The organism is Mycobacterium sp. TY815 (assembly GCF_030755135.1).
GTDB lineage: Bacteria > Actinomycetota > Actinomycetes > Mycobacteriales > Mycobacteriaceae > Mycobacterium.
The window spans coordinates 166,771-187,393 of sequence record NZ_JAUFRX010000003.1; the positions used below are offsets into that span (position 1 = coordinate 166,771).

The following is a 20,623-nucleotide window of genomic DNA, read 5'->3' on the forward strand; positions in this document are numbered from 1 at the left end:
GCTTTGCCAAACGGGACGCCCCCAGAGGTCACAATATTGCCGGAGAACTAGCCAGGACTCTTGATCTCCCGGAAGGCTGGCAGCGCGATGACGAACTCGGGTCTCGGGTTTGGTGTGCTCGGGCCGCTGCAACTGTCGGTGGACGGCGTACCGGTATCGGTCGGCCCCGCCAAGCAGCGGGCGGTGCTCGCGGTGCTGTTGATCAATCGCAACCGGCCGGTCTCGGTCGATTCGCTGATCGACGCGGTGTGGGACGGATCCCCGGTGCCGGCGGCCCGGACCAGCATCCAATCCCACATCTCCAACCTGCGGCGGCTGTTGCGTGACGGGGGCGTTGACCCGGTCCGCGTACTGGCGAGCGCCCCGCCGGGCTACCAGTTGAATGTGGCGGACTCCGATTACGACCTGGGCCGGTTTGCCGCCGCCAAGGCCGCTGGAGTCGAGGCCGCCGCCGCCGGCCGGTTCGAGGAGGCGAGCAGTCACCTGTCCGCGGCGCTGGCCGAATGGCGCGGCCCGGTCCTCGATGACCTGCGTGACTTCGACTTCGTGGCTCCCTTCGCCACCAAATGCCTCGAAGACAAGGTCGCCGCGCACAGTGCTCGCGCCGAGGCCGAGATCGCGTGCGGGCGTGCCGATGCCGTGATCGGTGAGCTGGAGGCGCTGGCTGCCGAACATCCCTACCGCGAGCCGCTGTGGGCGCAGCTCATCACGGCCTACTACGTCACCGAGCGCCAGTCCGATGCCCTCGGCGCCTATCGGCAGTTGAAGACGGCGCTGGCCGAGGGGCTGGGTATCGATCCCGGGCCGACGGTCAGCGACCTGCACGAACGGATCCTGCGCCAGGAGCCCATCGTCACCAAACAGGCGGTCAAGAGCACCCGCAAGCGCAGCCGGATCGACACTAGGACCACGCTGTCGACGTCGGTGGCCGCGGGGTTGCGGGACCGCTTCGGACGCACCTACCAGCTCAAGGGCGCGACCACCCGTATCGGGCGGTTGAACGACAACGACATCGTGCTCGACGACAACGACGTCAGCCGCCACCACGCCGTCATCGCGGACACCGGATCAGGCTTCGTGATCACCGACCTGCGCTCGACCAACGGTGTCGAGGTACGGGGTGAACTGATCCGGGGGAGCACCACGCTGTCCCACGGCGACAGCGTCTGCGTCGGCGGATGCGAGTTCGTCTTCGAGATCCGGCCTGTCTGAGATCACGGGAAGGTCCGGGGCGTGGGCAGGCGGGAATATCGTTTTGCGACGGAGGCGCTGCGCGAGGGTCGGATGACGCGGGCGTTCACCACGGTGGTCGCCGGGGCCTGCTTCGTCGCGGCCGGTCTGCTGGTGGCCGTCCAGTTTCATCCGGCCCGTCCCGTGGGCGTGGTCGCCAAGTCGGTGCACATCGTCGCGATGGTCACCGCCGTGGGTTACGGGATGCGCTGGTTGTTCGGCCGGTTCCCCGGTTACCGGCAAGCCGTGGTGTTCGTCGTGTGGGCGGACTGCGCGGCCGCGTTCGGCGCGGCGGCTCTGTCCGAAACTGACGCGCGGCTCTGCGCGACGTTGTATCTGGGCATCGTCGGCATCTTCGCCGCTTTCCTGCTGGGGGCACGAATCCTCTACGCGCACTGTGTCTTCGGTGCCCTGGTGATCGGTTCCATCACGGCCTGGGCGGTGGCCGAGCAGCATGCGGGGTTGTTCGACCTGTTCGTCTTCTACATGCCCGCCCTGGCCTGGGTGGTGGCGGTGCCGCTGGGAGGTCTGGCGCTCATCGAAGGCGGGCGGCGCGCGATCGGGAGAACCGCGCGCTCGGCGCGGTACGACCCGCTGACCGGACTGCGCAACCGGCGCGGGCTGTACGCCGCGATCGAAGTCGCCGTGCGGCGGCTCGCCCCGTCGGCGACGGTGGTCGTGGCGGTATGCGACATCGACCGCTTCAAGGCTCTCAACGATGCGCACGGCCACGTGGTCGGTGACACCGCCCTGATCGAGATGGCGAAGGAACTGCGGGCCCTGGCGCGACCGGACGAGATCACCGCCCGGATCGGGGGCGACGAACTGGTGCTCGTGGTGTTCGGCAGCGCGGGCGATGTGTCAGAAGTCGTCGACCGCCTGATGCCGTTGGCCCGAGTGGACATCGGCGCGCTCGCGCTCACCGCGAGCATCGGGGTCGCAACGCAGGTCGCCGGTGATCGCTATTTCTCGATCGACGACGTGCTGCGGCACGCCGACGCTGCGATGTACGAGGCGAAGCGGTCCGGCGGCGCGACGTGTGTCATCCACCAGCCGATGGACCGGATTTAGCTCTTGCGCAGCGGCGCCGGATCCCACAACCCGCTGCGCGTGACGGTGCCCAGTTCCAGCCGGGCGGGCGCGGCATCGGGGTAGAAGGGCGTCAGCCGCTGCAGCGCACCCCAGTCCCGGAACCAGTCGTCCTTGAGGTAGCTGGCCACTGTGGTCGCGTGTGCCAGCAGTTCGGTGATGCCCAGCGGGCCGCCGCCCAGATTGTCCATCACCGGCGAATTGGCCTCGGCGCCGAAGCGGTCGGGCAGGATGCGCCATTTGGGTGTCTCGTCGACCCCGTTCTGATGGCCGAACGGCCGCTGACACGGGAACGCCAGCCCCACCAGCCAGTCCAGGAATACCGGGTCCTTCGAGCCCACCACGTCCTGCAGCGTGCGCAGCTGCGGCACCCGTGGCGGGGTGAGGCCGATCCAGTGCTGCGGGGCCAGATCGTCGTCGTCGGCCACCAAACGGATCTGGGTCGCGGAGTCGGGGATGGCCGACAGCGGCGCGCGCAGGTTGCGCCAGGCCGGAGAAGCCCCGACGTCAGCGAATCCCATTGAACCGCTGTGCTTTCCGGCCGCGGCCTCCTCGTCCGTGGCCCACTGCACCTGAACCTCGCGGGCGTCGAACCGGCCCGCCGCCGTCACCACCAGCAGTGGTGTCTTATGCCGTTCATCTTTGGCCGGCAGCCGGTACCAGCCCGACCGCAACATCGCCGGCACTTGGATACCGGCCCGCCAGCTGCCCAGCACGGGGGTGCGGGCCGGATCGAGGTTGAACGGCAATCGCGCCCGGGAGCCGTTGATGCCCGGTGCGGCGGTGGTGCCGCCCTCGGTGCCGGCCTCGGTGCCGGTGATCACCCCGTCCTCGTTGGCGAAGTTGCGGTCACCTGGACGCTCCATCACCGGGTCGGCCGAAACGTCGGCCGGAATCCCGTTGGGAGTGAACGCTTCCGAGAGGCCCGCGCCCAGTGCGTCACCCACCGGGGCGGACACCGGCGCCAACATCCCGGCTTCGGGATCCAGTTCGACCAGGACGTCCTCGGCCAGCCCACAGGTCTTACCGGTCTTGAAACCAACCGCAGCCTGCAGGTTCGACCGTCCCACCGACCACGCCGGATACTGGAAGATCATCGCCTGGGTCAGCGACACGACCTCCATCAGAACCAGCAACCAGGTGGCAATAGCCAACGGGGACTGCAGAATTCGTGACAGGCGAGCGCCTAACCGGGTTCGGGGTGGTCCGTCGTCGTTGCTGGCGACGAAGTGCAACCACGCCGCGATCAACAGCACGATCACCGTCAGCTCGAGCAGCGCGGTGGTGAGCGACCAGCGCCACTTGGGGAACGAATTAGACCACGGCACACCGAAATTGGATACATACCACCAGCCGTTGACGCTGGCGAACGACATGGCCATCACGAACAGGACGGCCGCGGCGAACACGGTGCGGTTTCGCCGCGACCGCATCGCCGCGCCGGTCACCGCCACCGCGGCCAACGCCCCCAATGACCCCGCGAGGCCGGCGAACACGCCGAAGTGGTGGGTCCATTTCGTCGGGGTGAACATCATCGCCAGAAACGAGATGATGGTGATGCCGATGATGCGGCGGCTCGGCCCGGCCGCGGTACCCGGAATCCGCCCCTTGCGCAACGAGATTGCCACCGCGATCGCCAGTGCGAGGATCAGCGCCAGCACGGCGAACCGGCGCGCCACCGACCCGTCGGGGCTGGGCATGAACAGCCGCTCGTAACGGATGTGTTCGTCGAACCACTTCAGGCTGGGGCCGACGGCTTGCTTGAGGAAGGTGGCCTGGGCTTCGCCGGCCAACGTCTGGTCCCGGAAGATCAGGATCGCGGTGACGGTGGTGGCCGCCAGGATCGGCGCTATCAGCGGCAGCAGTCCGAACTGTTTGGAGCGACGATGCAGGATGGTCCGCAACGGGCCGATCGCCACCAGCAGGGCACCGATGGACGCGATGCCCGTGGGGCCGGAGAACAGGGTCAGCGCGCCGAGGATGCACGCCGCGGCCACCGGCAGCAGCCGGCTGGTGGCCACCGCCCGCTCCACCGAGCACCAGGTGAGCAGGATGCCCAGGGCGATGATCGGCTCGGGCCGCAGGCCGTTGTTCAGGGGCAGCCAGACCGCCAGGAACATCCCGGCCGCCGTCCATGCCGCGGCCCGGCTCTTCTTGACGGAGTGACCCAGCCGGGGGATGACCTCGCGGCTGATCACCCACCAGCACGTCAGCGCCATCAGCAGGGTCGGCAGCCGCATCCAGACGCTGGCCGTGGTGACATGCGCCCACATCGCCAGCAGGTCGTAATACCAGCCGAACGGTGCCTCGGGCGTGCCGAACCAGCGGTAGTAGTTCGCCATGTAGCCGGCGTGTTCGGACACCCGGGCCATGGTCAGGATGTAGCCGTCGTCGGAGGTGTTGGCGCCGACGAAGTGCCACCAGACCAGCACCGCGATCACCAGCGCGTCCAGCCCGCCGACCGACCACCAGCGCGACGGCAGGAAGCGGCGGTGCCGGGTGCCGTCGGCGGTGTCCAGCACGTGCAGCGCGATCAGGGAGGCCGCGGTCAGCAGCACCCCGAGGATCATCGCGGCCATCTTCAGCGTCGTCGGGCTGCTGCTGTAGCGGGTGTCGACGGTCGCGGTGAAGCTCAGGCCGGGCGGCGTCGGACCGGCCAGGTCGGTGAACACCCCGACGATCTGCGGCCGGAAGTCATAGCCGCTCTTTTCCCCGCGCAGCGGCGCGCCGGGATGCTCGGTGGTCGGGCCCTGTTTGAGGCCGACGAACTCACCGATGACGCGGTCGGCGTGGGCGGTGAAGGTCAGTCGCTGACAGTCCGGGCCCAGCACTTGACTCAGCGGCGCCGCCACCACGGGGACGTTGCGCACGATCAGCACCAGGTCGTCGTTCACGCGCTGCAGCAGCAGCCCGCGATCGACCGCTTTGGGTGCCTGTTTGGGCACCGTTGACAGCAGCACGGTCTTGCCGGCGTTCTGCGGCCCGGCCAATCCCGCGGCGGCCTGGCACGGGACGCTGACGTTCAGGTCGGTGGCCACGTAGCTGATCAGCGGCGCTTCGACGCTGCCGTAGGTGCCGTTCTGCGGCCAGTTGAGTTGGGCGGTGGTCTGGTTGACCGGCAGCAGCGGGGTCGCCAGCGCCAGCGCTGCCCCCAGCAGTCCGGCGATGACGGCAACGAGTCGAGCGATCCGGTAGTTTGCTCCCGCATCGTCCACGGAGGTAGATGGTAATTGTTCGGTCGCCATCAAGCGCTCGGCACCGGCTTGCGGATCGCCACCACGAACGGTCCGATGGTCTCGACGGCGAAACGCGGGTCGTTGAACAGGGCGGCTTTGAGGTCCACTGTGTAGCGGCGGACGTTGGGCTGATTGGGGTAGACATCCTCGGCCAGCCGCAGCGTGTAGGTGTTGCCGGCGCCGCGGCGCATGACGAAGACGGTGGGCGGCGGCCACGGCAGCTTGTCCAGCGCCCCGATGAACTCGTCGGCGTTCTTGAGCTTCGACCAGCTCTCGATCTGGGCGGCGCGCTTGTCGAATTGGGCCAGCGGATTGGCGTAGTGCGACGTCAGGCCCTGAAAGCCCCAGTAGGGGTAGAACGACAGGAAGCTGTAGTCGGCCGTCATCACCACGGTCTGATCACGCGGCCGGCCGGTGACCTTCCGGATGGCGGCGTCGACGGCCGGGTAGTACTTCTCCGAACTGGGCGGGCGCCGGTCGCCGCGCTGGCCGTCGCCGTCGGTGTCGGTGTAGGCGATCGTCAGGTCGGGGCGCAGCACGTCGGGAATGTCCTGGCTGAACGCGATCGCCGCGGTCAGCCCGAGCGCCGTGGCGACTGGCAGCGCCGCCCGGCTGCGTGCGGCCAGCGCCGTCGCGAACTCGACGAATCCGAATACCCCGGCCGCCACCAGCAGCACGCTCAGCGTCGGCTGCAGCCGGAAGGACAGCAGGGTGGTGCGCGCCAGGGTGGTCAACATCGACAGCACGGACCACGCGTAGACCGCGAGCACACCAATCGCCAGGCCGCCGGCGCGCACCGACGACCGTGCCCGCACCACCAGCCACAGCGTGCCCAGCATGCAGCCGGCGCCCAGGAGCGAGAACTGCAGCATCGGGAAGGTCAGCTCGGCGCCGTCAGCGGGCAGGTAGTGGAAAGCGCTGCCGCTGTTGCTGGTCGGTGAGCTCAACGTTCGCAGCAGGTAGGGCAACCAGGTGGTGGACGCGATCGCCGCCGCGATCAGGCCGATGACGACCAATCGGCGCAGCGGGTCCAGCGCGGCCCGGCCGCCGCCGGAGCGCCACCGGGATACCGCCAGACCGAGTGCCATCAGCGTCACCGTGAAGGCGCTGTAGGCGACCAGCAGCGTGTACCAGGTGGCGGCGAAGCCAAGGAAGATACCGGCGCCGACGACGGCCGCCCAGCCGCCCTGGGTGCCGAGTGTGCGGCCAGCCGCACCGTCGGCTTCGAGTGTGCGGCTGGCCGCACCGTCGGCGGAAGGGTCGGCATCAGAAGACCGCCCGGCGGCGCGCAGGCCCGACCACGTCAGCACGAACATCGGCGGCAACAGCACGGTGATCATCGCCGCGTAGGGCTCCGGCGAGCTGTAGGCCAGCGTCACCGCGGCGGTCGCGATGGTCACCAGCAGGGCGTATTCGAACCGCACCATTCGCGACCACAACACCAGCGCGACCGCGACCGCGATGGTGATCGACGTGATCGCCCACGGCTTGAACATCTCCCACGCCGGCGTCTCGGTGAGCGCCGCCGCGCGGCCGCCGATCCAGAACCAGCCCGGCGGGTAGAGCGGCGGCAACCCGATGTAGGTCATGTCGTGCAGCGCCGGGCTGTCGGTGAGCCGGGTCAGATACTCGGTGCGGAATTGCTGGTCCACCGAGATGCCGAACAGATACAGCTTGGTGGCGCCGAGCGGCATGCCCAGCGTCACCACAGTGAAGGCGGAGACGAACACCAGCCCGCCGAGCTGGGCCAGCCGGCGCAGCCGGCCCGAGCGCCACAGCCAGCCGACGCCGACCAGTCCGACCAGGCACCCCACCTGTCCGACCGTGGTCAGTGCGTGCAACTGGTTCGACGACGGGAAGGCGGGCCATTGCACCCGGGAGATCGCGGCCAGCGAGACCACCGACACCGCGACGGCCACCACAGCCGCCAGCGCCATCTGGCCCAGGGTGGCCAGCGCGTTGCGCATGCTCAGATGGGCAGCTTGCGGAAGATGCTCCGCGGGATGTGGCGCAACACCATCATCACGTAACGGAATGCTGTTGGCGCCCAAACCAATTCCTTACCTTTTGCCGACGCGTTCACCGCGAGGTTGGCGACGTACTCCTTGTCGACGGTCAGTGGTGCTTCCTTGACGTGGGCGCTCATCCTGGTCCGCACCTGACCTGGCCGGATCACCAGTACCCGAACCCCGTACTCCCGCAGCGCCTCTGACAGGCCCAGGTAGAAGCCGTCGAGACCGGCCTTGGTGGACCCGTAGACGAAGTTGGATCGGCGCACCCGCTCGCCGGCCACCGTGCTCATTGCGATGATCTGCCCGAACCCCTGCGCGCGCATCTTCTCGGCCAGCAGCACACCCACCGAAACCGCTGCGGTGTAGTTGATTTCGGCGATCTGCACGGCTTTGCGCTGGTTCTGCCACAGCTCCTCGGCGTCACCCAGCAACCCGAACGCGACGATCGCCACGTCGATATCACCGTTGCTGAAGCACTCGTCGATCACCTTGGGATGGGTGTCGGGTTCCAGGGCGTCGAAGTCGACCAGCTCGACCGAGCGTGCGCCGGCCGCCTTCATCTGCGCCACCGCGGCGTCGCGGCCCGGGTCTTCGGGCATGGCGGCCAACACGATTCGCGCCTTGGCGTTCTGCAGGTACCGCTCGCAGATGGCCAGCCCGATCTCGGAGGTGCCTCCGAGCAGCAGGATGGACTGGGGGTTACCCACGGCATCTAGAACCATTGGCACACCATCTACAGCAACTCCAAACGTCGGGCCATGTCCGAGACGAACACCCCGGACGGATCGACCTTGCGGCGCACGGCGATCCATTCGTCGATCCGGGGATACATGGCGTGGAAATTCTCGGCACTCACCCGGGAGTCCTTGGCGGTGTAGAGCCGGCCGCCGAACTGCAGGACCCGGCGGTCGAGTTCGCTGACGAACTCGTTGAGGCCGGCCTTGATCGGGAAGTCGACGCAGATGTTCCAGCCCGGAATGGGGAAGCTCAGCGGGGCCTGATTGCCCGGCCCGAACAGCTTGAACACGTTGAGGAACGAATAATGGCCGCTGGCCTGAATGTCGCGGATGATGCGCTTGAACTCGTCGACGGCTTCAGTGGGAACCACGAACTGGTACTGCAGAAAGCCGGCCTGGCCGTAGCCACGGTTCCATTCCCCGAACATGTCCAGCGGGTGATAGAACTGCGTCAGATTCTGGATCTTGTTCCGGTAGGTGCCGGATTTGCGGTACCACAGTTCGCCGATCGGCCCGAAAGTGTACTTGTTGGCCAGCCCGTTGGGAAAGATGTCGGGGAACGTGAACAGTTGCGGCGCATCGAATTTCAGCGGATTACGGGCCAGCTTGTCGGGCAGCTGGTCGAGGGTGGCCAGCGACCCGCGGGACACCGCGGCGCGGCCCAGTTTCGGCGGCGCGCTGATCGCGTCGAACCAGGCGCTGGAGTAGGTGTAGTTGGCCTCGCTGCCGTCGCTGTGCAGGGCGATCGTTTCGTCGAGGGTGGCGGTGACGTCGCCGTCGGCGATGAAGTAGGCCGTCTCGGTGGGTGTCATCTCGATGGTGGCGCGCAGGATGATCCCGGTCAGCCCGTTGCCGCCGACGGTGGCCCAGAACAACTCGGCTTCGTCGCCGTCCGGCGTCACCCGCCGGATCTCGCCGCTGGCCAGCAGCAGGTCCATGGACCGGACGTGGTTGCCGAAGCTGCCGGCGCTGTGGTGGTTCTTGCCGTGGATGTCGCACCCGATGGCACCGCCAATGGTCACCTGGCGGGTGCCCGGCAGCACCGGCACCCACAGCCCCAGCGGCAGCGCCGCCTTCATCAGCTGGTCGAGGTTGACCCCGCCGTCGACGTCGGCGAGCTTGGTTTCGGCGTTCAGCGAGTGGATCTTGTCCAGTGCGGACATGTCGATCACCAGGCCGCCGCCGTTTTGCGCGTTGTCGCCGTAGGACCGGCCCAGCCCGCGGGCTATCACGCCCCGACCATCAGATTCGGCCGCCCGGATCACTGCCTTGGCGATCACCTCGACGTCGGGGGTGCGCAGCACCTCCGCGACCGACGGCGCCGTTCGTCCCCACCCGGTCAGCCGGGTCGGGGTCGTGGTCATTTCGCTGCTCGACATCGTCAAAGAGGGTACCGCGCCCACTGACCAGGTCAGCGGATGCGGAAGATCACGGTGCGCTGCACGATGAAATTGATAACCGTCGCGGTGCCCTGCGCGACCACGAATGCGACGGGCACGGCCCATCCCCGGTAGTGCAGCAGTTCCAGGCACAGATGGTTCAGCCCGACCTGCACCGCAAAGGTGAGCGCGTACAGCGCCATGACGCCGATGAACCGGGCGGTGCTCGGTGACGCCTGGAAGGTCCAGCGCCGGTTGATCAGGTAGGCGGTGATGGTGCCGACGATGAAGCTGGTGGCCTTGGCCAGGTCGACCTGAACACCGACGAACTTGTACAGGATCAGGTACAGCCCGAAGTCGACGACGGCCGAGAAAGAGCCGGTGATGATGAAGCGCATCGCCTGGGTCGTCAGATGCAGATGCTGGTGCGGCTCTGCCGGCTCAGCACCTGGCTCTGGCGGGATCATCGAGTAGAAGTTTAGGTGGGCAGCTTCACCGAGAGCAGCTCGACCTGGCTGGGGCCCTGCGGCGTGGAGTATGTCACCGTGTCACCCGCCTGATGGCCGGCCAGCGCCTGCGCCAGCGGGCTGCGTGCGGTGAGCGTCTCTCCTTCATGGCCGACCGGGGTTTCCTCCACGATCGAGATCACGTACATGGTGACCACCTCACCGTCGGCGAAGCGCAGGGTGACCTCGGTGCCGCCGGGCAGCGTGTCAGAGGCTTCCGAGCTGGACGGTCCGGACTTCAGCCGCCGGTCCAGCTCGTTGATCCGTTCGGCCAGCACCGCCAGCTCGTCGGCGCGCTGGATGGCCTCCGCGGCGTCGCCGTGGTCACCGACCATGCCGCGGTCGTTCTTTACCTCGATCTCGAGGCGGTCGTGCCGCTGCTTGAGCCGGGCCAGTTCGGCGGCGAGGTTCTCGCGCAATGCTGCCGCCGCATCCCTTGACTGGGCTTCCTCGCTCACGTCCGCCGACCTTTCACCGAACACCAGGGCGTTTCAGTGTTACACCACAACAGGCCGGCCGTCACTCTTATCTCTCACGCGTTTACCGGCGTGTATCACGCCGGGCCTGCCTCCTCGTCGTCGTATTGCGACAACCCGTTTCGCACGGCGTCGAAAATAGCCAGACCCTGCGACACCAGCCCACTGGTCACCTGGCTGATTCCTTCGGCGCCGTTGAGCACGGTCAGATTCGATCCGGCCAGCCCGCGCGCCGCCTTGTCCACGATCTCGGGGAGTTGATCGATGATCATCCGGTCCAGGGCCACCCGGTTGTGCGATGCGGCAGCCTCGGCCTGAATCTTCATCTTCTCGGCGTCGGCCACGGCGAGAATCCGGACCCGTTCGGCTTCCGCCTCGGCGGGCTTGACCACCTCGGCGACCAGTTCCTGCTGGCGCAGTTCCGCCGCCCGCTGGGCCAGTTCGGTGCGCATGGCCAGCACCTCACGCTGGGCCTCCGCTTCGGCCAGCGGCCCCGCCTGTGCCGCTTCGGCCTGCGCCTTGTCCACCTCGGCCTTGTACTGGGCCTTCACGATGGCGGTCTCCCGGGCGAACTCGGCCTGCTTGCGCTGGGACTCCTGTTCGGCCTCGGCGGCCTTCTGGTTGGCCTGAGCCTGGGCGATCTGGGCCTGCTGCTGCACGGCGGCGTTGTGCGGGGCCGACATCGCCTTGATGTAGCCCAGCCCGTCGTCGTCGATGGACTGGATCTGCAGCGCGTCGACGTTCAGGCCGATGCGCGCCATCTCCTCCTTGGAGCCGTCGAGCACCTCGGTGGCCAGCTTCTGGCGTTCCCGGATGATCTGCTCGACGGTCATCGAGCCGATGATCGAGCGCAGGTGCCCGGCGAAGATCCGCCCCGTCAGAACCGACATCTGGTCCTGTTCGGACAGGAATCGTTGCGCGGCGGCGATGATGCTCTCCGTGTCGTTGCCCACCTTGAACGCGATGACGGCCCGGACGTTGAGGGTGATGCCCTGCTGCGTGACGCACTTCTCGGCGACCTCCGCCTCGCACATCGCCAGGGTCAGGAAGGCAGCCTTGCGAAAGAACGGGATGACGAAGGCGCCGTGCCCGGTCACGACGCGAAATGGTGCATTGCCTTTGGCTTTACCGCCCGAAATCAGCATCGCCTCATCAGGCGCGGGCACCCGGTATCCGAGCATCGTTGCACTCCTTGTGTTTTCGATCTTCAGGTGAAAGTGGGGTCGTGCCAGGGCTCGACGACGACGGTTCGTGGCCCGTGCGTCTGTACGACGAGCACCTGGGTGCCCTTGGGTAGAGGTTCGTCGGAGCGGGCCAGGAACGTCTCCTTGGAGCCGCGCACCGTCAGCAGCACCTCACCGGCGCCCTCGGCGCCACGCGTCGGCACGATCAGGGTTCCGACGCAGCCGACCACAGAGGCGCTCACGGGTCGCATTCTCCACCCCGGGCTGCATGCGATTACATGTCGAGGTCGATTCCGACGACCTGCGCGGCATACGTGGCGACGTCGTAGGCCGGAGACGCCCCGGCGACCACGCTCGGCAGCGGGCCGTCCGGGCGCCCGGCGAGCTGCGGGCGGACGGTCCAGGAGCCGAATGTGATCGGGACGACCGCGATGCGGGTGCCGTTCTGGTCGGGCACATCCTGCCCGTACCGCATCAACTGCCAGCTCTGCTGATGCGGATCGGAGGCAACCGCATAGACGCGGTCGAGGTGCCAGGCCGCGGTCAACCAGTGCGCGTCCCGCGCGGGAAAGTCCAAGGTGTCACCGGGTCCCCGCGACACCTCGGGCGGGGCGGAACCGAGCGCGGCGCGCAGCTGCTCCGCCGAACCGGCCGCCGCCAGGGTCGACGGCAGGTTGGTCAGGAACGAATCGAGATCGGGTGCGGCATAGGCCGTTCCGTGGCCGGCGCAAACCAGTCCGGTTCCGACGATGAGCAGGGCGGCAATCGCCCTCACGTCCAGTCCTTTACCGGCAACGCGGTCAGCGTGAGCACCCGGCTGCCGCTCTCCTGGGCGTCGATCCGCGACACCCAGACCCGACCCTCGGTCGCCCGTGCGACGATCTTCTCGACGGTCTCGAACACCCAGGCGGCGGAGGCTTCCAGGCCGGCGCTGTCCACGATCCGCATGTCCACCAGGTCACGTTCGGCCAGCAGCTCGAACAGGTCGCGTTGTGGGTCGTTGGCGGTGATCAAGGTGGTGTGTGCGTACTGGCCCTGCAGGGCGGCACGAATGTCCGCCAAGCATTCGGCACCGAGCACCTGATCGCCGGATTCGGTTTCGGCGCAGGCGAACTCGATCTCGAAGCTGAGTGCGTAGCCGTGCAAGAAAAGGCGCTTGCCGTTGTCGGACCAGGAGCGGCGGCAGCAGTTCAGCCCGCCGAACCGCTTGCGCAGGTGGAACTGAGCCGTACGTCCCACGGGTGCGTCGTCACGGTGCATGGTCGCGGTCTGGGCGGGGCCGGCGAAGGCGATCTCAGGCATGGTTACTGATCTTCTTTCTTGTTGCGAGAGTGATGAATTCGCGCTGTTGGTTGGCGTTGTCGCGCATCGTTCCGTAGAAGGCCATGGTGGTGGTGGGCCCGGCCAGGGCGGCGCCCTCGCGGACCGGGGTGCAGGCGTAACCGCCTTCCACCAGCACGCCCAACCCGCGCGGGGCGAGCTGGTGGTGCAACCACAGGCCGATCCGGGTCGTCATCTTGTCCTGCACCTGGACGCCGATCGCGCACGCCTCGACCACGCGGGTGAGTTCAGCCTGGCTCAATCGCTGGTCGCCGCGCAGGTAGCCGATGTGCACGACGCCGTAGAACGGCAGCAGGTGCTGTTCGCAGATCGCGTGGAACGGGATCGGGCGCAGCAGTACGGGCCGGTCGAGCCGCAGCTGCAGGATCCCGCTGTCGGGGCGGACGAGTGTGTGAGGCACCGCGATAGCTTCCGGGCGGGGCCTTGGAGGATTCTAAAAGGATTCTTGTGGGGTTCTTGCGGCAGAAATCGCTGCCAGCTTCCGTTACCCGTTACCGCCCGGTGTGCCGGATCCGCCCTGGGATCCGGTGCCGCCGACGGCGCCGCCCGCACCCGCAACGCTCAGAAGCACGCCGCCGGTACCCCCGCCACCACCGCTACCGGCCGTGCCGCCGGCCCCGCCGGTGCCCGCGACGCCACCGTCACCCCGGGAACCGGCAAGACCGCCGGTGCCGCCGGACGAGCCGGCATGGCCGCCGGTGCCGCCTGTCCCACCAGAACCCCCGGTCCCGCCGGCCCCGCCCGCGCCCCCGGTGCCGCCGTTGCCCGCCAGGAGACCACCCGCGGCGCCCTGGCCGCCCGTGCCGCCCGCTCCACCGGTGCCGCCGGTTCCGCCGGCCCCTCCGTCGCCCCCGTCACCCCCGTCGCCGGCGTTCTGCGTGTTGCTGGTACCCCCGACGCCGCCGTTGCCCCCCGTGCCGCCGTGGGCGCCGGTACCGCCGGCGCCACCCATCCCGCCCGCACCGCCGGCGCCGCCGTCGCCGATGAACAGGCCGCCTCGACCACCGTTGCCTCCGGCGGCGCCACTCCCGCCGGCCCCGCCGGTGGCCCCGGCGGCTCCCGTGCCGCCGTCGCCCCCGTTGCCGCCGTTGGCCTGGTTGAAGTCGAAGGACCGGGTCGTTGTCACCGCGTTGCCACCGGCTCCGCCGGCGCCGCCTGCTCCGCCAGGGGCACCGCCCGCGGCGCCACGGCCACCGTTGCCTCCGTCCGCGGTGACGCTGGTGGGCAACGTGCTGGTGTTGCTGCTGGTCGCCGACGCATTGCCGCCGGCGCCGCCGGCCCCGCCCGCGCCGCCGGACCCGGCTGTTCCGCCGGCACCACCCTGACCGCCCGTGGCGGTGATGGAGTTCTGTCCCATCGGGTCGGTGCTGACGGCCGTTGCGTTGCCACCCAGACCGCCGGTGCCGCCGGCCCACCCCGCGCCGCCTGTCCCGCCGGTGTCACCCGCGGTGCCCGTGGCGTGTGCATCGTTGTTGGTCGTCACGCTGTTGGCTGCGCCCGGCGTTCCGTTCGGCGCCGTGGCTCCCGTGGTGGCGGGATTGGCTCCGGCCGCACCGGCCGTACCGGCGCCGCCGGATCCGCCGTTGCCACCGTCGCCCCACAACCCGGCGTAACCGCCGTCTCCACCTCGCCCGGCAATGCCGCCATTGATGCCGGCTGCGGCGTTACCGCCTGCCCCGCCGTCGCCGCCGCTACCGAACAACAGGGCATTTCCGCCGGCACCGCCGGCAGCACCGAGTCCGCCCGCACCGCCGGTTCCGCCGTTGCCGATCAGGGGGGCGATGCCGCCGACGCCTCCGCCGCCACCCGTTCCGCCTACCCCACCCGCGCCGCCGCCGCCGTACAGCAGACCGCCGTTTCCGCCGTTGCCGCCGACCGCCCCTGCGCCGCCCGCGCCGCCGGCCCCGCCCTGGCCCCACAAGCCTGCCGAGCCGCCGGTCCCGCCGGGTTGACCAGCGGCCCCCCCGGCACCGGCACCGCCGTTGCCGTACAGCAGCCCGCCTGCGCCGCCGGCCTGGCCAGGTGCGGTGCCGTCGGCGCCGTTGCCGATCAGCGGGCGTCCCAAGAGGGCTTGGGTGGGGGCATTCATCACGCTGAACGCCGCCTGCGCGGCAGGTTGCAGGGGCGAGGCATTTGCGGCCTCCGCGCTGGTGTACGAAACCCCACCCCCGGCCAAGGCCTGGACGAAGTGGCGGTGGAAGCGTGAGACCTGTTCGCTGAGCGCCTGATACGCCTGGCCGTGACCGCTGAAGATCGCGGCGATGTGCTGCGAGACCTCATCGGAGGCGGCCGCCAGCACCGCCGTAGTCGGCGCCGCCGCCGCTGCGCTCGCCGAATCGACCGACGCACCGACGCCTGCCACGTCCGCTGCTGCGGTCGCGAGTGCTTCCGGGCCAACCAACATGAACGACATGGCGTGGTTCCCCTCGACGTGAGTGTGGTGAGCCGAGCCGATTGCTCCGGCTCCCACCATCGGTCACTGGGCACCGCAAGTTCTTCGGCCAGCAGGCCGGTTCGGGGGATGAAATTCCGTCCACCAATTAGAGGAGACCCGCCGCCGGTAGTGCCGGGTGGAGCGAGCCCCAAGAATCTGCAGAGCTTCCCGAGAGAACGACAACCGAGCCTTCTCCCATGCGCTCTATCGAGAATGTCCGTAGTTCCGTCGTCAAGGTGACGCTGGCCATCGCCGCCGTCGCGGTCACGCTGGGCCTGGCGACCGGCCTGGCCCACGCCGCTTCCTCGACGCCGCACACCGAGGCGCCCCGCATGTACGGCAACCCGGCCGCGGCCGCTCAGTACTGGCGCAAACAATCCGTCGACGACTGCGCCCTGATGGCCGCGGCCGACGTGATCGGGGAGTTGACTGGGCGCCAGCCGTCCGAAAGCGAGATCCTCGCGGTGGCACAGCAGATGCGCAGTCGCGTCCACCCCGGACCGATGTACCGCGCGGGGTACGGCACCGACCCCGGCGACATTCCCGCCTTGTTAGGGCAGTACGGCATCTACGGCGTGGCCACCAGCCTGGACGAGGCCGCCGCCACCGGGCTGGACTCCGGACTGGAAGCACTGGGGCGCTACCTGGCCGACGGCCACAAGGTGATTGCCGGGGTGAACGCCGAGATGATCTGGGGCCTGCCGGTTCAGACCAAGGACGGCCGCGGCAACCCGATGAGCGACCACGCCGTCGTCGTCACCGGCGTCGACCTGGTCAACGGCACCGTGCACCTCAACGACAGCGGAACCCGAGCCGACGAGGTCGTGTCACTTGACGTCTTCCAGCGCGCCTGGGCCACCGGCGGCGACGAGCTGGTGGTGACCCGCGAAACCCGCTGATAATCAGCCGAATTCGAGCAAGGTGTAGGCACCGCGGAACTCCCTGAGTGGCGGAAACTGCCACAGCGCCGGGTAGAAACGCCCGAAGAACCAGCCGCGCCCGGCGGGTATCGGCACATCGTGGACCGCGCGGATGCCGGGCACGGTGTTCGCCAGAGCTGCCAGCTGGCGCGGCGACAGGCTGAACGGCATGGGCGGCACCCGATAGTGCTTGGACGAACGCAGGCCCTTGCGTGCGACTTTCTTGACGATGGTCGGGGGCACGTCGAAGAACATCTGACCGCCGCGGAATCGCTTGGCGCACGCGGTGATCAGGCCCAGCGCCTCGTCCGGCTGCAGATACATCAGCAGCCCCTCGGCGGTGATGAACACGCCGTCGGAGTCGTCGATCTGGTCCATCCACGAGTAGTCCAGGGCTGACTGCGCGATCTCGGTGATACGTGGTGAGCGCGGCAGCAGCCGCCGCCGCAACTCGATCACCGGCGGCAGATCAATTGATACCCAACGGAATTGAGCCTCCGGCAGTGCGCTGTCCAGTCGCCAGAAGCTGGTCTGGAAACCTTCGGCAAGGGCGACGACGGTGGCGCGGGGATGCTCGGCCAGATACGCGAGGGCGCATTTGTCGACGGCCAGTGAGCGCAGCGCCATCTCCTGGCCCTTGCGGCGTCCGAACTTGTCGAAATCGAAGTCGATCGCGTCGACGAGCGTGATGGCCATCGGGTCGTCGATGATCGCGTCCGGGTGCGCGGCCTGGAAGGCCCGGCCGCTCAGAGTGAGCAGGGCCGTCTCGGAAACTCCGGTCAGCAGACTGGCATCGACGCGGTCAGGTGCAGGATGACTCATCTGCCCAATCTATCGGCGGCAGCCTAGCCGGGTGTGCCTCCAGGTTCCGGGACAGCAGGCGCGAAGGGGAGTCACCGCAGCATGTCCCTCGGCCAGATAGCCGAATCAGAGGATGAAATCTGCTCTTCCTACGGGAGCAGGCGCAGACAAGTCCGGGTCACGCCGTCAGACGCGCGACATCTCAAACCCAGTACGGCACCCGCGCCCGGTACTGCCGCATCGCGAACGCCGCCATCACCCAGCCCACGATCGTCAGCACCACCACCACAGCCCAGTGCCGCAATTCCTGGGGTGCGCCCAGCAGCGGCGCCCGCACGATGTCGAGGTAGTGCAGCAGCGGGTTGAGTTCGACGATCTTCGACCAGCGGCCCGCGCCCTGCTGTCGAAGGGTGCTGTCGTTCCAGATGATCGGCGTCATGAAGAACAGCAGCTGCACCACCGAGTTGAGCAGCGGCCCGATGTCGCGGTAGCGGGTGGCCAGGATGCCGAAACACAGCGAAGCCCAGATGCAGTTGAGCATGATCAGCGCCAGGGCGGGCAGCACCGACAGGTCAGCCCATGACCACGGCTTGGGGTAGATGATCGCGATGACGACGTAGATCACGATGTTGTGCGCGAACAGGATCATCTGCCGCCACACCAGCCGGTAGACGTGCACGCTCAACGGAGTCGGCAGTTGCTTGATCAGGCCCTCGTTGTGTACGAAGACGTCGGCGCCTTCCAGGATGGCCGCGTTGATCAGGTTCCAGACGATCAGCCCGAGCGTGACGTAGGGCAGGTGCTCGGACAGGTTGAGATGGAACAGTTTGGAGTACAGCCCGCCCATCGCGACGGCCGTCGTACCGGTCGCGATCGTGATCCAGAACGGACCCAGCACCGAACGGCGGTAGCGCTGCTTGATGTCCTGCCAGCCCAGGTGCAGCCACAGTTCGTGACGCCGGAACCCGTCGGCCAGATCACGGCGGGCGCGGCCGAAGGTCTTGGACTGAGCCGCCGCGTCGATGAACGTCATGCCGAACCTCCTGGCCGCCCGAATCTTTCCTGCCGTCCCAGCCGGCGCAGCCGGACCCACTCCCGCAGCCCCTGGGGATCGCGACGGGTCACCAGGAAGAACCAGCCGAACCGGACCCACTCCTGGAAAAGCAGCTTGCGCAGTCCTGGCTGGGACAGCACATAACCGCGGTTGCGATAAGTGAAGTAACGCTTGTTGGTGTCATCCGGGTACTGGGTGTGCATGCGGCCACCGAGGATCGGCTTGAACTCCTCGGACCCGCACGGGTGCAGATACACCGTGTCCAGGCAGGTGCCGAACGGCAGGCCGGAGCGCACCAGCCTGCGGTGCATCTCCACCTCGTCGCCGCGGATGAAAAGCCGCAGATCCGGTACCCCGATCGCCTCCAGCGTCGACGCGCGGAACAGCGCGCCGTTGAACAGTGACGCGATGCCGGGCAGCAGATCCTGGCCGGTTTCGGTGCGCAGTTCGCCGGCCCGTCGGCGCCACACCAGTCCGCGGCGCAACGGGAACGCCAGTGCCTCGGGGTCGTCGATGTTGCAGACCATCGGAGACACCTCGGCAAGACCGTGCTTCTCGGCACAGGCCAGCAACGTCGCCAGCACCTCGGTGTCCGCGGCGCGCCCGTCGTCGTCGGCCAGCCAGATCCAATCCGCCCCGTGCGCCAGCGCCAGCAGCATGCCCAGCGCGAAACCGCCGGCACCGCCCAGGTTCCGCTGGGAATTGAGGTAGGTCGACGGAATCGCTTGTGCCGCAACGAGATCGCTAACACGCGCGTCGCCGGAAGCGTCGTTGTCGATGACGATGATCCGGTCCGGCGGCCGGGTCTGGGTGGACAGCATCTCCAGTGAGCGGGCGAGTTCCTCGGGCCGCCGGTGGGTCACCACGACGGCGAAGACGCGCTCACTCACGCGCGGTCTCGGCGAGCACTTCGCGCACGTGCCGTGCCGCGTCGTCACCCTCGTAGGCGCGCACCACCTCTTCGATGCCGCCGCTCTGCCGGATCACCCCGTGGTCGATCCACATGGCGGTCTTGCACAGGCGGGCCAGGAATTCGTTGGAATGGCTTGCGAACACCAGGATTCCGGAACGCTCCACCAAACTCTGCAGCCGCGACTGCGCCTTTTTCAGGAAGTCGGCGTCCACCGCGCCGATGCCCTCGTCGAGCAACAGGATCTCCGGGTCGATGCTGGTGACCACGCCCATCGCCAACCGCACCCGCATGCCCGTGGAGTAGGTGCGCAGCGGCATCGACAGGTAATCGCCCAACTCGGTAAATTCGGCGATCTCGTCGACCTTCGCCAGCATCTGCTTGCGGGTCTGTCCCAGGAACAGGCCCCGGATGATGATGTTCTCGTAGCCCGAGATCTCGGGGTCCATGCCGATACCGAGATCGAACACCGGCGCCACCCGGCCGGTCACCTTCGCCCAGCCGCGCGTGGGTTCGTAAATGCCCGAAAGCAGGCGCAGCAGAGTCGATTTGCCCGCACCGTTGTGGCCTACCAAGCCGACGCGGTCGCCCAGTTCCAGCGACATGGTGATGTCGCGCAACGCCTCGATCACCACCACGTTGGAAGCGTTGCGGCCGATCGCGCCGCCGGCCTTGCCTAGGAACGCCTTCTTCAGCGAACGCGACTTGGCGTCGAAGATCGGGAATTCGACCCACGCGTCGCGGGTTTCGATGTGTGGACCGCTCGGCACGGCTTACAGGTACTGTCCGGTGCCGTGCCCGTGCGGGCCCGGCTTGCTGATCCCCGGGGGCAGCGCGCCCTGTCGCATCTGCTCGAGTTGCGCCCGGGCCGCCATCTGCTGGGCGAACAGCGCGGTCTGAATGCCGTGGAAGAGCCCTTCCAGCCAGCCGACCAACTGCGCCTGCGCGATCCGTATCTCGGCGTCCGAGGGCGCGGAGTCCTCGTTGAACGGCAAGGTGAGTCGTTCCAGCTCCTCGCGCAGTTCCGGCGCCAAGCCGTCCTCGAGTTCGCGGATGCTGGTGGCGTGGATGTCGCGCAGCCGCGTGCGGCTGGCTTCGTCGAGCGGTGCGGCCCGGACCTCCTCGAGCAGTTGCTTGATCATGGTGCCGATCCGCATCACCTTGGCGGGCTGCTCGACCAGGTCGGTCAGCGAGCGCTCGTCGGAATCATCCGCGTCCTCATGCAACGCCATCAACCGCGGATCGACGCCGCCGATGACCTCGATGCCGTCACTGTCTTCGGCATGGTCGTCGTTGCCGTTACCCACGCAATCA

Annotated in this window: 20 protein-coding genes; 3 read left to right on the forward strand and 17 right to left on the reverse strand. The window is 68.2% G+C overall.

The window, feature by feature from the left end:
• The first annotated feature begins 87 nt into the window (after positions 1-87).
• Both QXK92_RS26505 and QXK92_RS26510 read left to right on the forward strand, forming a co-directional pair.
• A complete protein-coding gene (locus QXK92_RS26505; RefSeq protein WP_306246767.1) occupies positions 88-1,212 on the forward strand; it encodes a BTAD domain-containing putative transcriptional regulator in 1,125 nt (374 codons plus the stop codon).
• A 21-nt stretch (positions 1,213-1,233) separates the two neighbouring features.
• Entirely contained in the window at positions 1,234-2,301 is a 1,068-nt protein-coding gene (locus QXK92_RS26510) for a diguanylate cyclase (protein ID WP_306246769.1), read from the forward strand.
• Here the strand turns inward: QXK92_RS26510 and QXK92_RS26515 are convergent.
• The 12 genes from QXK92_RS26515 to QXK92_RS26570 form a co-directional block, all read right to left on the reverse strand.
• The gene (locus QXK92_RS26515; protein ID WP_306246771.1) at positions 2,298-5,564 is read right to left on the reverse strand and encodes an arabinosyltransferase domain-containing protein; all 3,267 of its coding nucleotides are present in this window, start codon (positions 5,562-5,564) and stop codon (positions 2,298-2,300) included. The two genes, QXK92_RS26510 and QXK92_RS26515, sit on opposite strands and share 4 nt — an antisense overlap.
• On the reverse strand, positions 5,564-7,522 hold the full coding sequence (locus QXK92_RS26520; protein ID WP_306246773.1) for a galactan 5-O-arabinofuranosyltransferase: 1,959 nt from the start codon (positions 7,520-7,522) through the stop codon (positions 5,564-5,566). Before QXK92_RS26520 ends, QXK92_RS26515 begins: the two co-directional genes overlap by 1 nt.
• Before the next feature lie 2 nt (positions 7,523-7,524).
• On the reverse strand, positions 7,525-8,289 hold the full coding sequence (locus tag QXK92_RS26525; RefSeq protein WP_306246776.1) for a decaprenylphospho-beta-D-erythro-pentofuranosid-2-ulose 2-reductase: 765 nt from the start codon (positions 8,287-8,289) through the stop codon (positions 7,525-7,527).
• Positions 8,290-8,300: 11 nt separating this feature from the next.
• Entirely contained in the window at positions 8,301-9,683 is a 1,383-nt protein-coding gene (locus QXK92_RS26530; RefSeq protein WP_306246779.1) for an FAD-binding oxidoreductase, read from the reverse strand.
• Between the two features lie 32 nt (positions 9,684-9,715).
• The gene (locus QXK92_RS26535; protein ID WP_306247931.1) at positions 9,716-10,081 is read right to left on the reverse strand and encodes a GtrA family protein; all 366 of its coding nucleotides are present in this window, start codon (positions 10,079-10,081) and stop codon (positions 9,716-9,718) included.
• An 80-nt stretch (positions 10,082-10,161) separates the two neighbouring features.
• Positions 10,162-10,647, reverse strand: a complete 486-nt coding sequence (locus tag QXK92_RS26540) for a GreA/GreB family elongation factor (protein ID WP_306246781.1) — start codon at positions 10,645-10,647, stop codon at positions 10,162-10,164.
• A 95-nt stretch (positions 10,648-10,742) separates the two neighbouring features.
• The gene (locus tag QXK92_RS26545) at positions 10,743-11,846 is read right to left on the reverse strand and encodes a flotillin family protein (RefSeq protein WP_306246784.1); all 1,104 of its coding nucleotides are present in this window, start codon (positions 11,844-11,846) and stop codon (positions 10,743-10,745) included.
• A 26-nt stretch (positions 11,847-11,872) separates the two neighbouring features.
• A complete protein-coding gene (locus tag QXK92_RS26550) occupies positions 11,873-12,091 on the reverse strand; it encodes an NfeD family protein (RefSeq protein ID WP_306246787.1) in 219 nt (72 codons plus the stop codon).
• Between the two features lie 32 nt (positions 12,092-12,123).
• Positions 12,124-12,624 carry a hypothetical protein gene (locus QXK92_RS26555; RefSeq protein WP_306246789.1) on the reverse strand — a complete coding sequence of 167 codons (501 nt, stop codon included), beginning with the start codon at positions 12,622-12,624 and terminating at the stop codon, positions 12,124-12,126.
• Complete coding sequence (locus QXK92_RS26560; RefSeq protein ID WP_306246791.1) at positions 12,621-13,151, reverse strand: 6-carboxytetrahydropterin synthase; 531 nt, start codon at positions 13,149-13,151, stop codon at positions 12,621-12,623. Before QXK92_RS26560 ends, QXK92_RS26555 begins: the two co-directional genes overlap by 4 nt.
• Positions 13,144-13,590: a GTP cyclohydrolase I gene (locus QXK92_RS26565; RefSeq protein WP_306246792.1), complete on the reverse strand. Its 447-nt coding sequence runs from the start codon at positions 13,588-13,590 to the stop codon at positions 13,144-13,146. The genes QXK92_RS26560 and QXK92_RS26565 overlap by 8 nt, the downstream gene beginning before the upstream one ends.
• Positions 13,591-13,674: 84 nt before the next feature.
• Positions 13,675-15,603: a PE family protein gene (locus QXK92_RS26570; RefSeq protein ID WP_306246794.1), complete on the reverse strand. Its 1,929-nt coding sequence runs from the start codon at positions 15,601-15,603 to the stop codon at positions 13,675-13,677.
• Between the two features lie 218 nt (positions 15,604-15,821).
• Here QXK92_RS26570 and QXK92_RS26575 point away from each other — a divergent pair, with 218 nt between their 5' ends.
• Positions 15,822-16,523 carry a hypothetical protein gene (locus QXK92_RS26575; RefSeq protein ID WP_306246796.1) on the forward strand — a complete coding sequence of 234 codons (702 nt, stop codon included), beginning with the start codon at positions 15,822-15,824 and terminating at the stop codon, positions 16,521-16,523.
• A gap of 3 nt (positions 16,524-16,526) precedes the next feature.
• Here the strand turns inward: QXK92_RS26575 and QXK92_RS26580 are convergent, their stop codons facing one another.
• The 5 genes from QXK92_RS26580 to QXK92_RS26600 all read right to left on the reverse strand — a co-directional run bounded on the left by QXK92_RS26580 (position 16,527) and on the right by QXK92_RS26600 (position 20,541).
• Positions 16,527-17,366 (reverse strand): class I SAM-dependent methyltransferase, encoded by an 840-nt coding sequence (locus tag QXK92_RS26580; RefSeq protein WP_306246798.1) that lies wholly within the window; start codon positions 17,364-17,366, stop codon positions 16,527-16,529.
• Positions 17,367-17,547: 181 nt separating this feature from the next.
• Positions 17,548-18,378, reverse strand: coding sequence for an ABC transporter permease (locus QXK92_RS26585; protein ID WP_306246799.1), 831 nt, complete (start codon positions 18,376-18,378; stop codon positions 17,548-17,550).
• The gene (locus QXK92_RS26590) at positions 18,375-19,289 is read right to left on the reverse strand and encodes a glycosyltransferase (protein ID WP_306246801.1); all 915 of its coding nucleotides are present in this window, start codon (positions 19,287-19,289) and stop codon (positions 18,375-18,377) included. The genes QXK92_RS26585 and QXK92_RS26590 overlap by 4 nt, the downstream gene beginning before the upstream one ends.
• Positions 19,282-20,079 (reverse strand): ABC transporter ATP-binding protein, encoded by a 798-nt coding sequence (locus tag QXK92_RS26595; RefSeq protein WP_306246803.1) that lies wholly within the window; start codon positions 20,077-20,079, stop codon positions 19,282-19,284. Before QXK92_RS26595 ends, QXK92_RS26590 begins: the two co-directional genes overlap by 8 nt.
• A 3-nt stretch (positions 20,080-20,082) precedes the next feature.
• Positions 20,083-20,541: a bacterial proteasome activator family protein gene (locus QXK92_RS26600; protein WP_306247933.1), complete on the reverse strand. Its 459-nt coding sequence runs from the start codon at positions 20,539-20,541 to the stop codon at positions 20,083-20,085.
• Between the last annotated feature and the right edge of the window lie 82 nt (positions 20,542-20,623).

Excerpts from the sequence above, each read along its gene's own strand:
- QXK92_RS26525 (WP_306246776.1), bottom strand. The coding sequence starts at position 8,289 with ATGGTTCTAGATGCCGTGGGTAACCCCCAGTCCATCCTGCTGCTCGGA.
- QXK92_RS26520 (WP_306246773.1), bottom strand. The coding sequence starts at position 7,522 with ATGCGCAACGCGCTGGCCACCCTGGGCCAGATGGCGCTGGCGGCTGTG.
- QXK92_RS26535 (WP_306247931.1), bottom strand. The coding sequence starts at position 10,081 with ATGCGCTTCATCATCACCGGCTCTTTCTCGGCCGTCGTCGACTTCGGG.
- QXK92_RS26515 (WP_306246771.1), bottom strand. The coding sequence starts at position 5,564 with ATGGCGACCGAACAATTACCATCTACCTCCGTGGACGATGCGGGAGCA.
- QXK92_RS26545 (WP_306246784.1), bottom strand. The coding sequence starts at position 11,846 with ATGCTCGGATACCGGGTGCCCGCGCCTGATGAGGCGATGCTGATTTCG.
- QXK92_RS26575 (WP_306246796.1), top strand. The coding sequence starts at position 15,822 with ATGCGCTCTATCGAGAATGTCCGTAGTTCCGTCGTCAAGGTGACGCTG.
- QXK92_RS26600 (WP_306247933.1), bottom strand. The coding sequence starts at position 20,541 with ATGGCGTTGCATGAGGACGCGGATGATTCCGACGAGCGCTCGCTGACC.
- QXK92_RS26560 (WP_306246791.1), bottom strand. The coding sequence starts at position 13,151 with ATGCCTGAGATCGCCTTCGCCGGCCCCGCCCAGACCGCGACCATGCAC.
- QXK92_RS26530 (WP_306246779.1), bottom strand. The coding sequence starts at position 9,683 with ATGTCGAGCAGCGAAATGACCACGACCCCGACCCGGCTGACCGGGTGG.
- QXK92_RS26505 (WP_306246767.1), top strand. The coding sequence starts at position 88 with ATGACGAACTCGGGTCTCGGGTTTGGTGTGCTCGGGCCGCTGCAACTG.
- QXK92_RS26580 (WP_306246798.1), bottom strand. The coding sequence starts at position 17,366 with ATGAGTCATCCTGCACCTGACCGCGTCGATGCCAGTCTGCTGACCGGA.
- QXK92_RS26585 (WP_306246799.1), bottom strand. The coding sequence starts at position 18,378 with ATGACGTTCATCGACGCGGCGGCTCAGTCCAAGACCTTCGGCCGCGCC.
- QXK92_RS26570 (WP_306246794.1), bottom strand. The coding sequence starts at position 15,603 with ATGTCGTTCATGTTGGTTGGCCCGGAAGCACTCGCGACCGCAGCAGCG.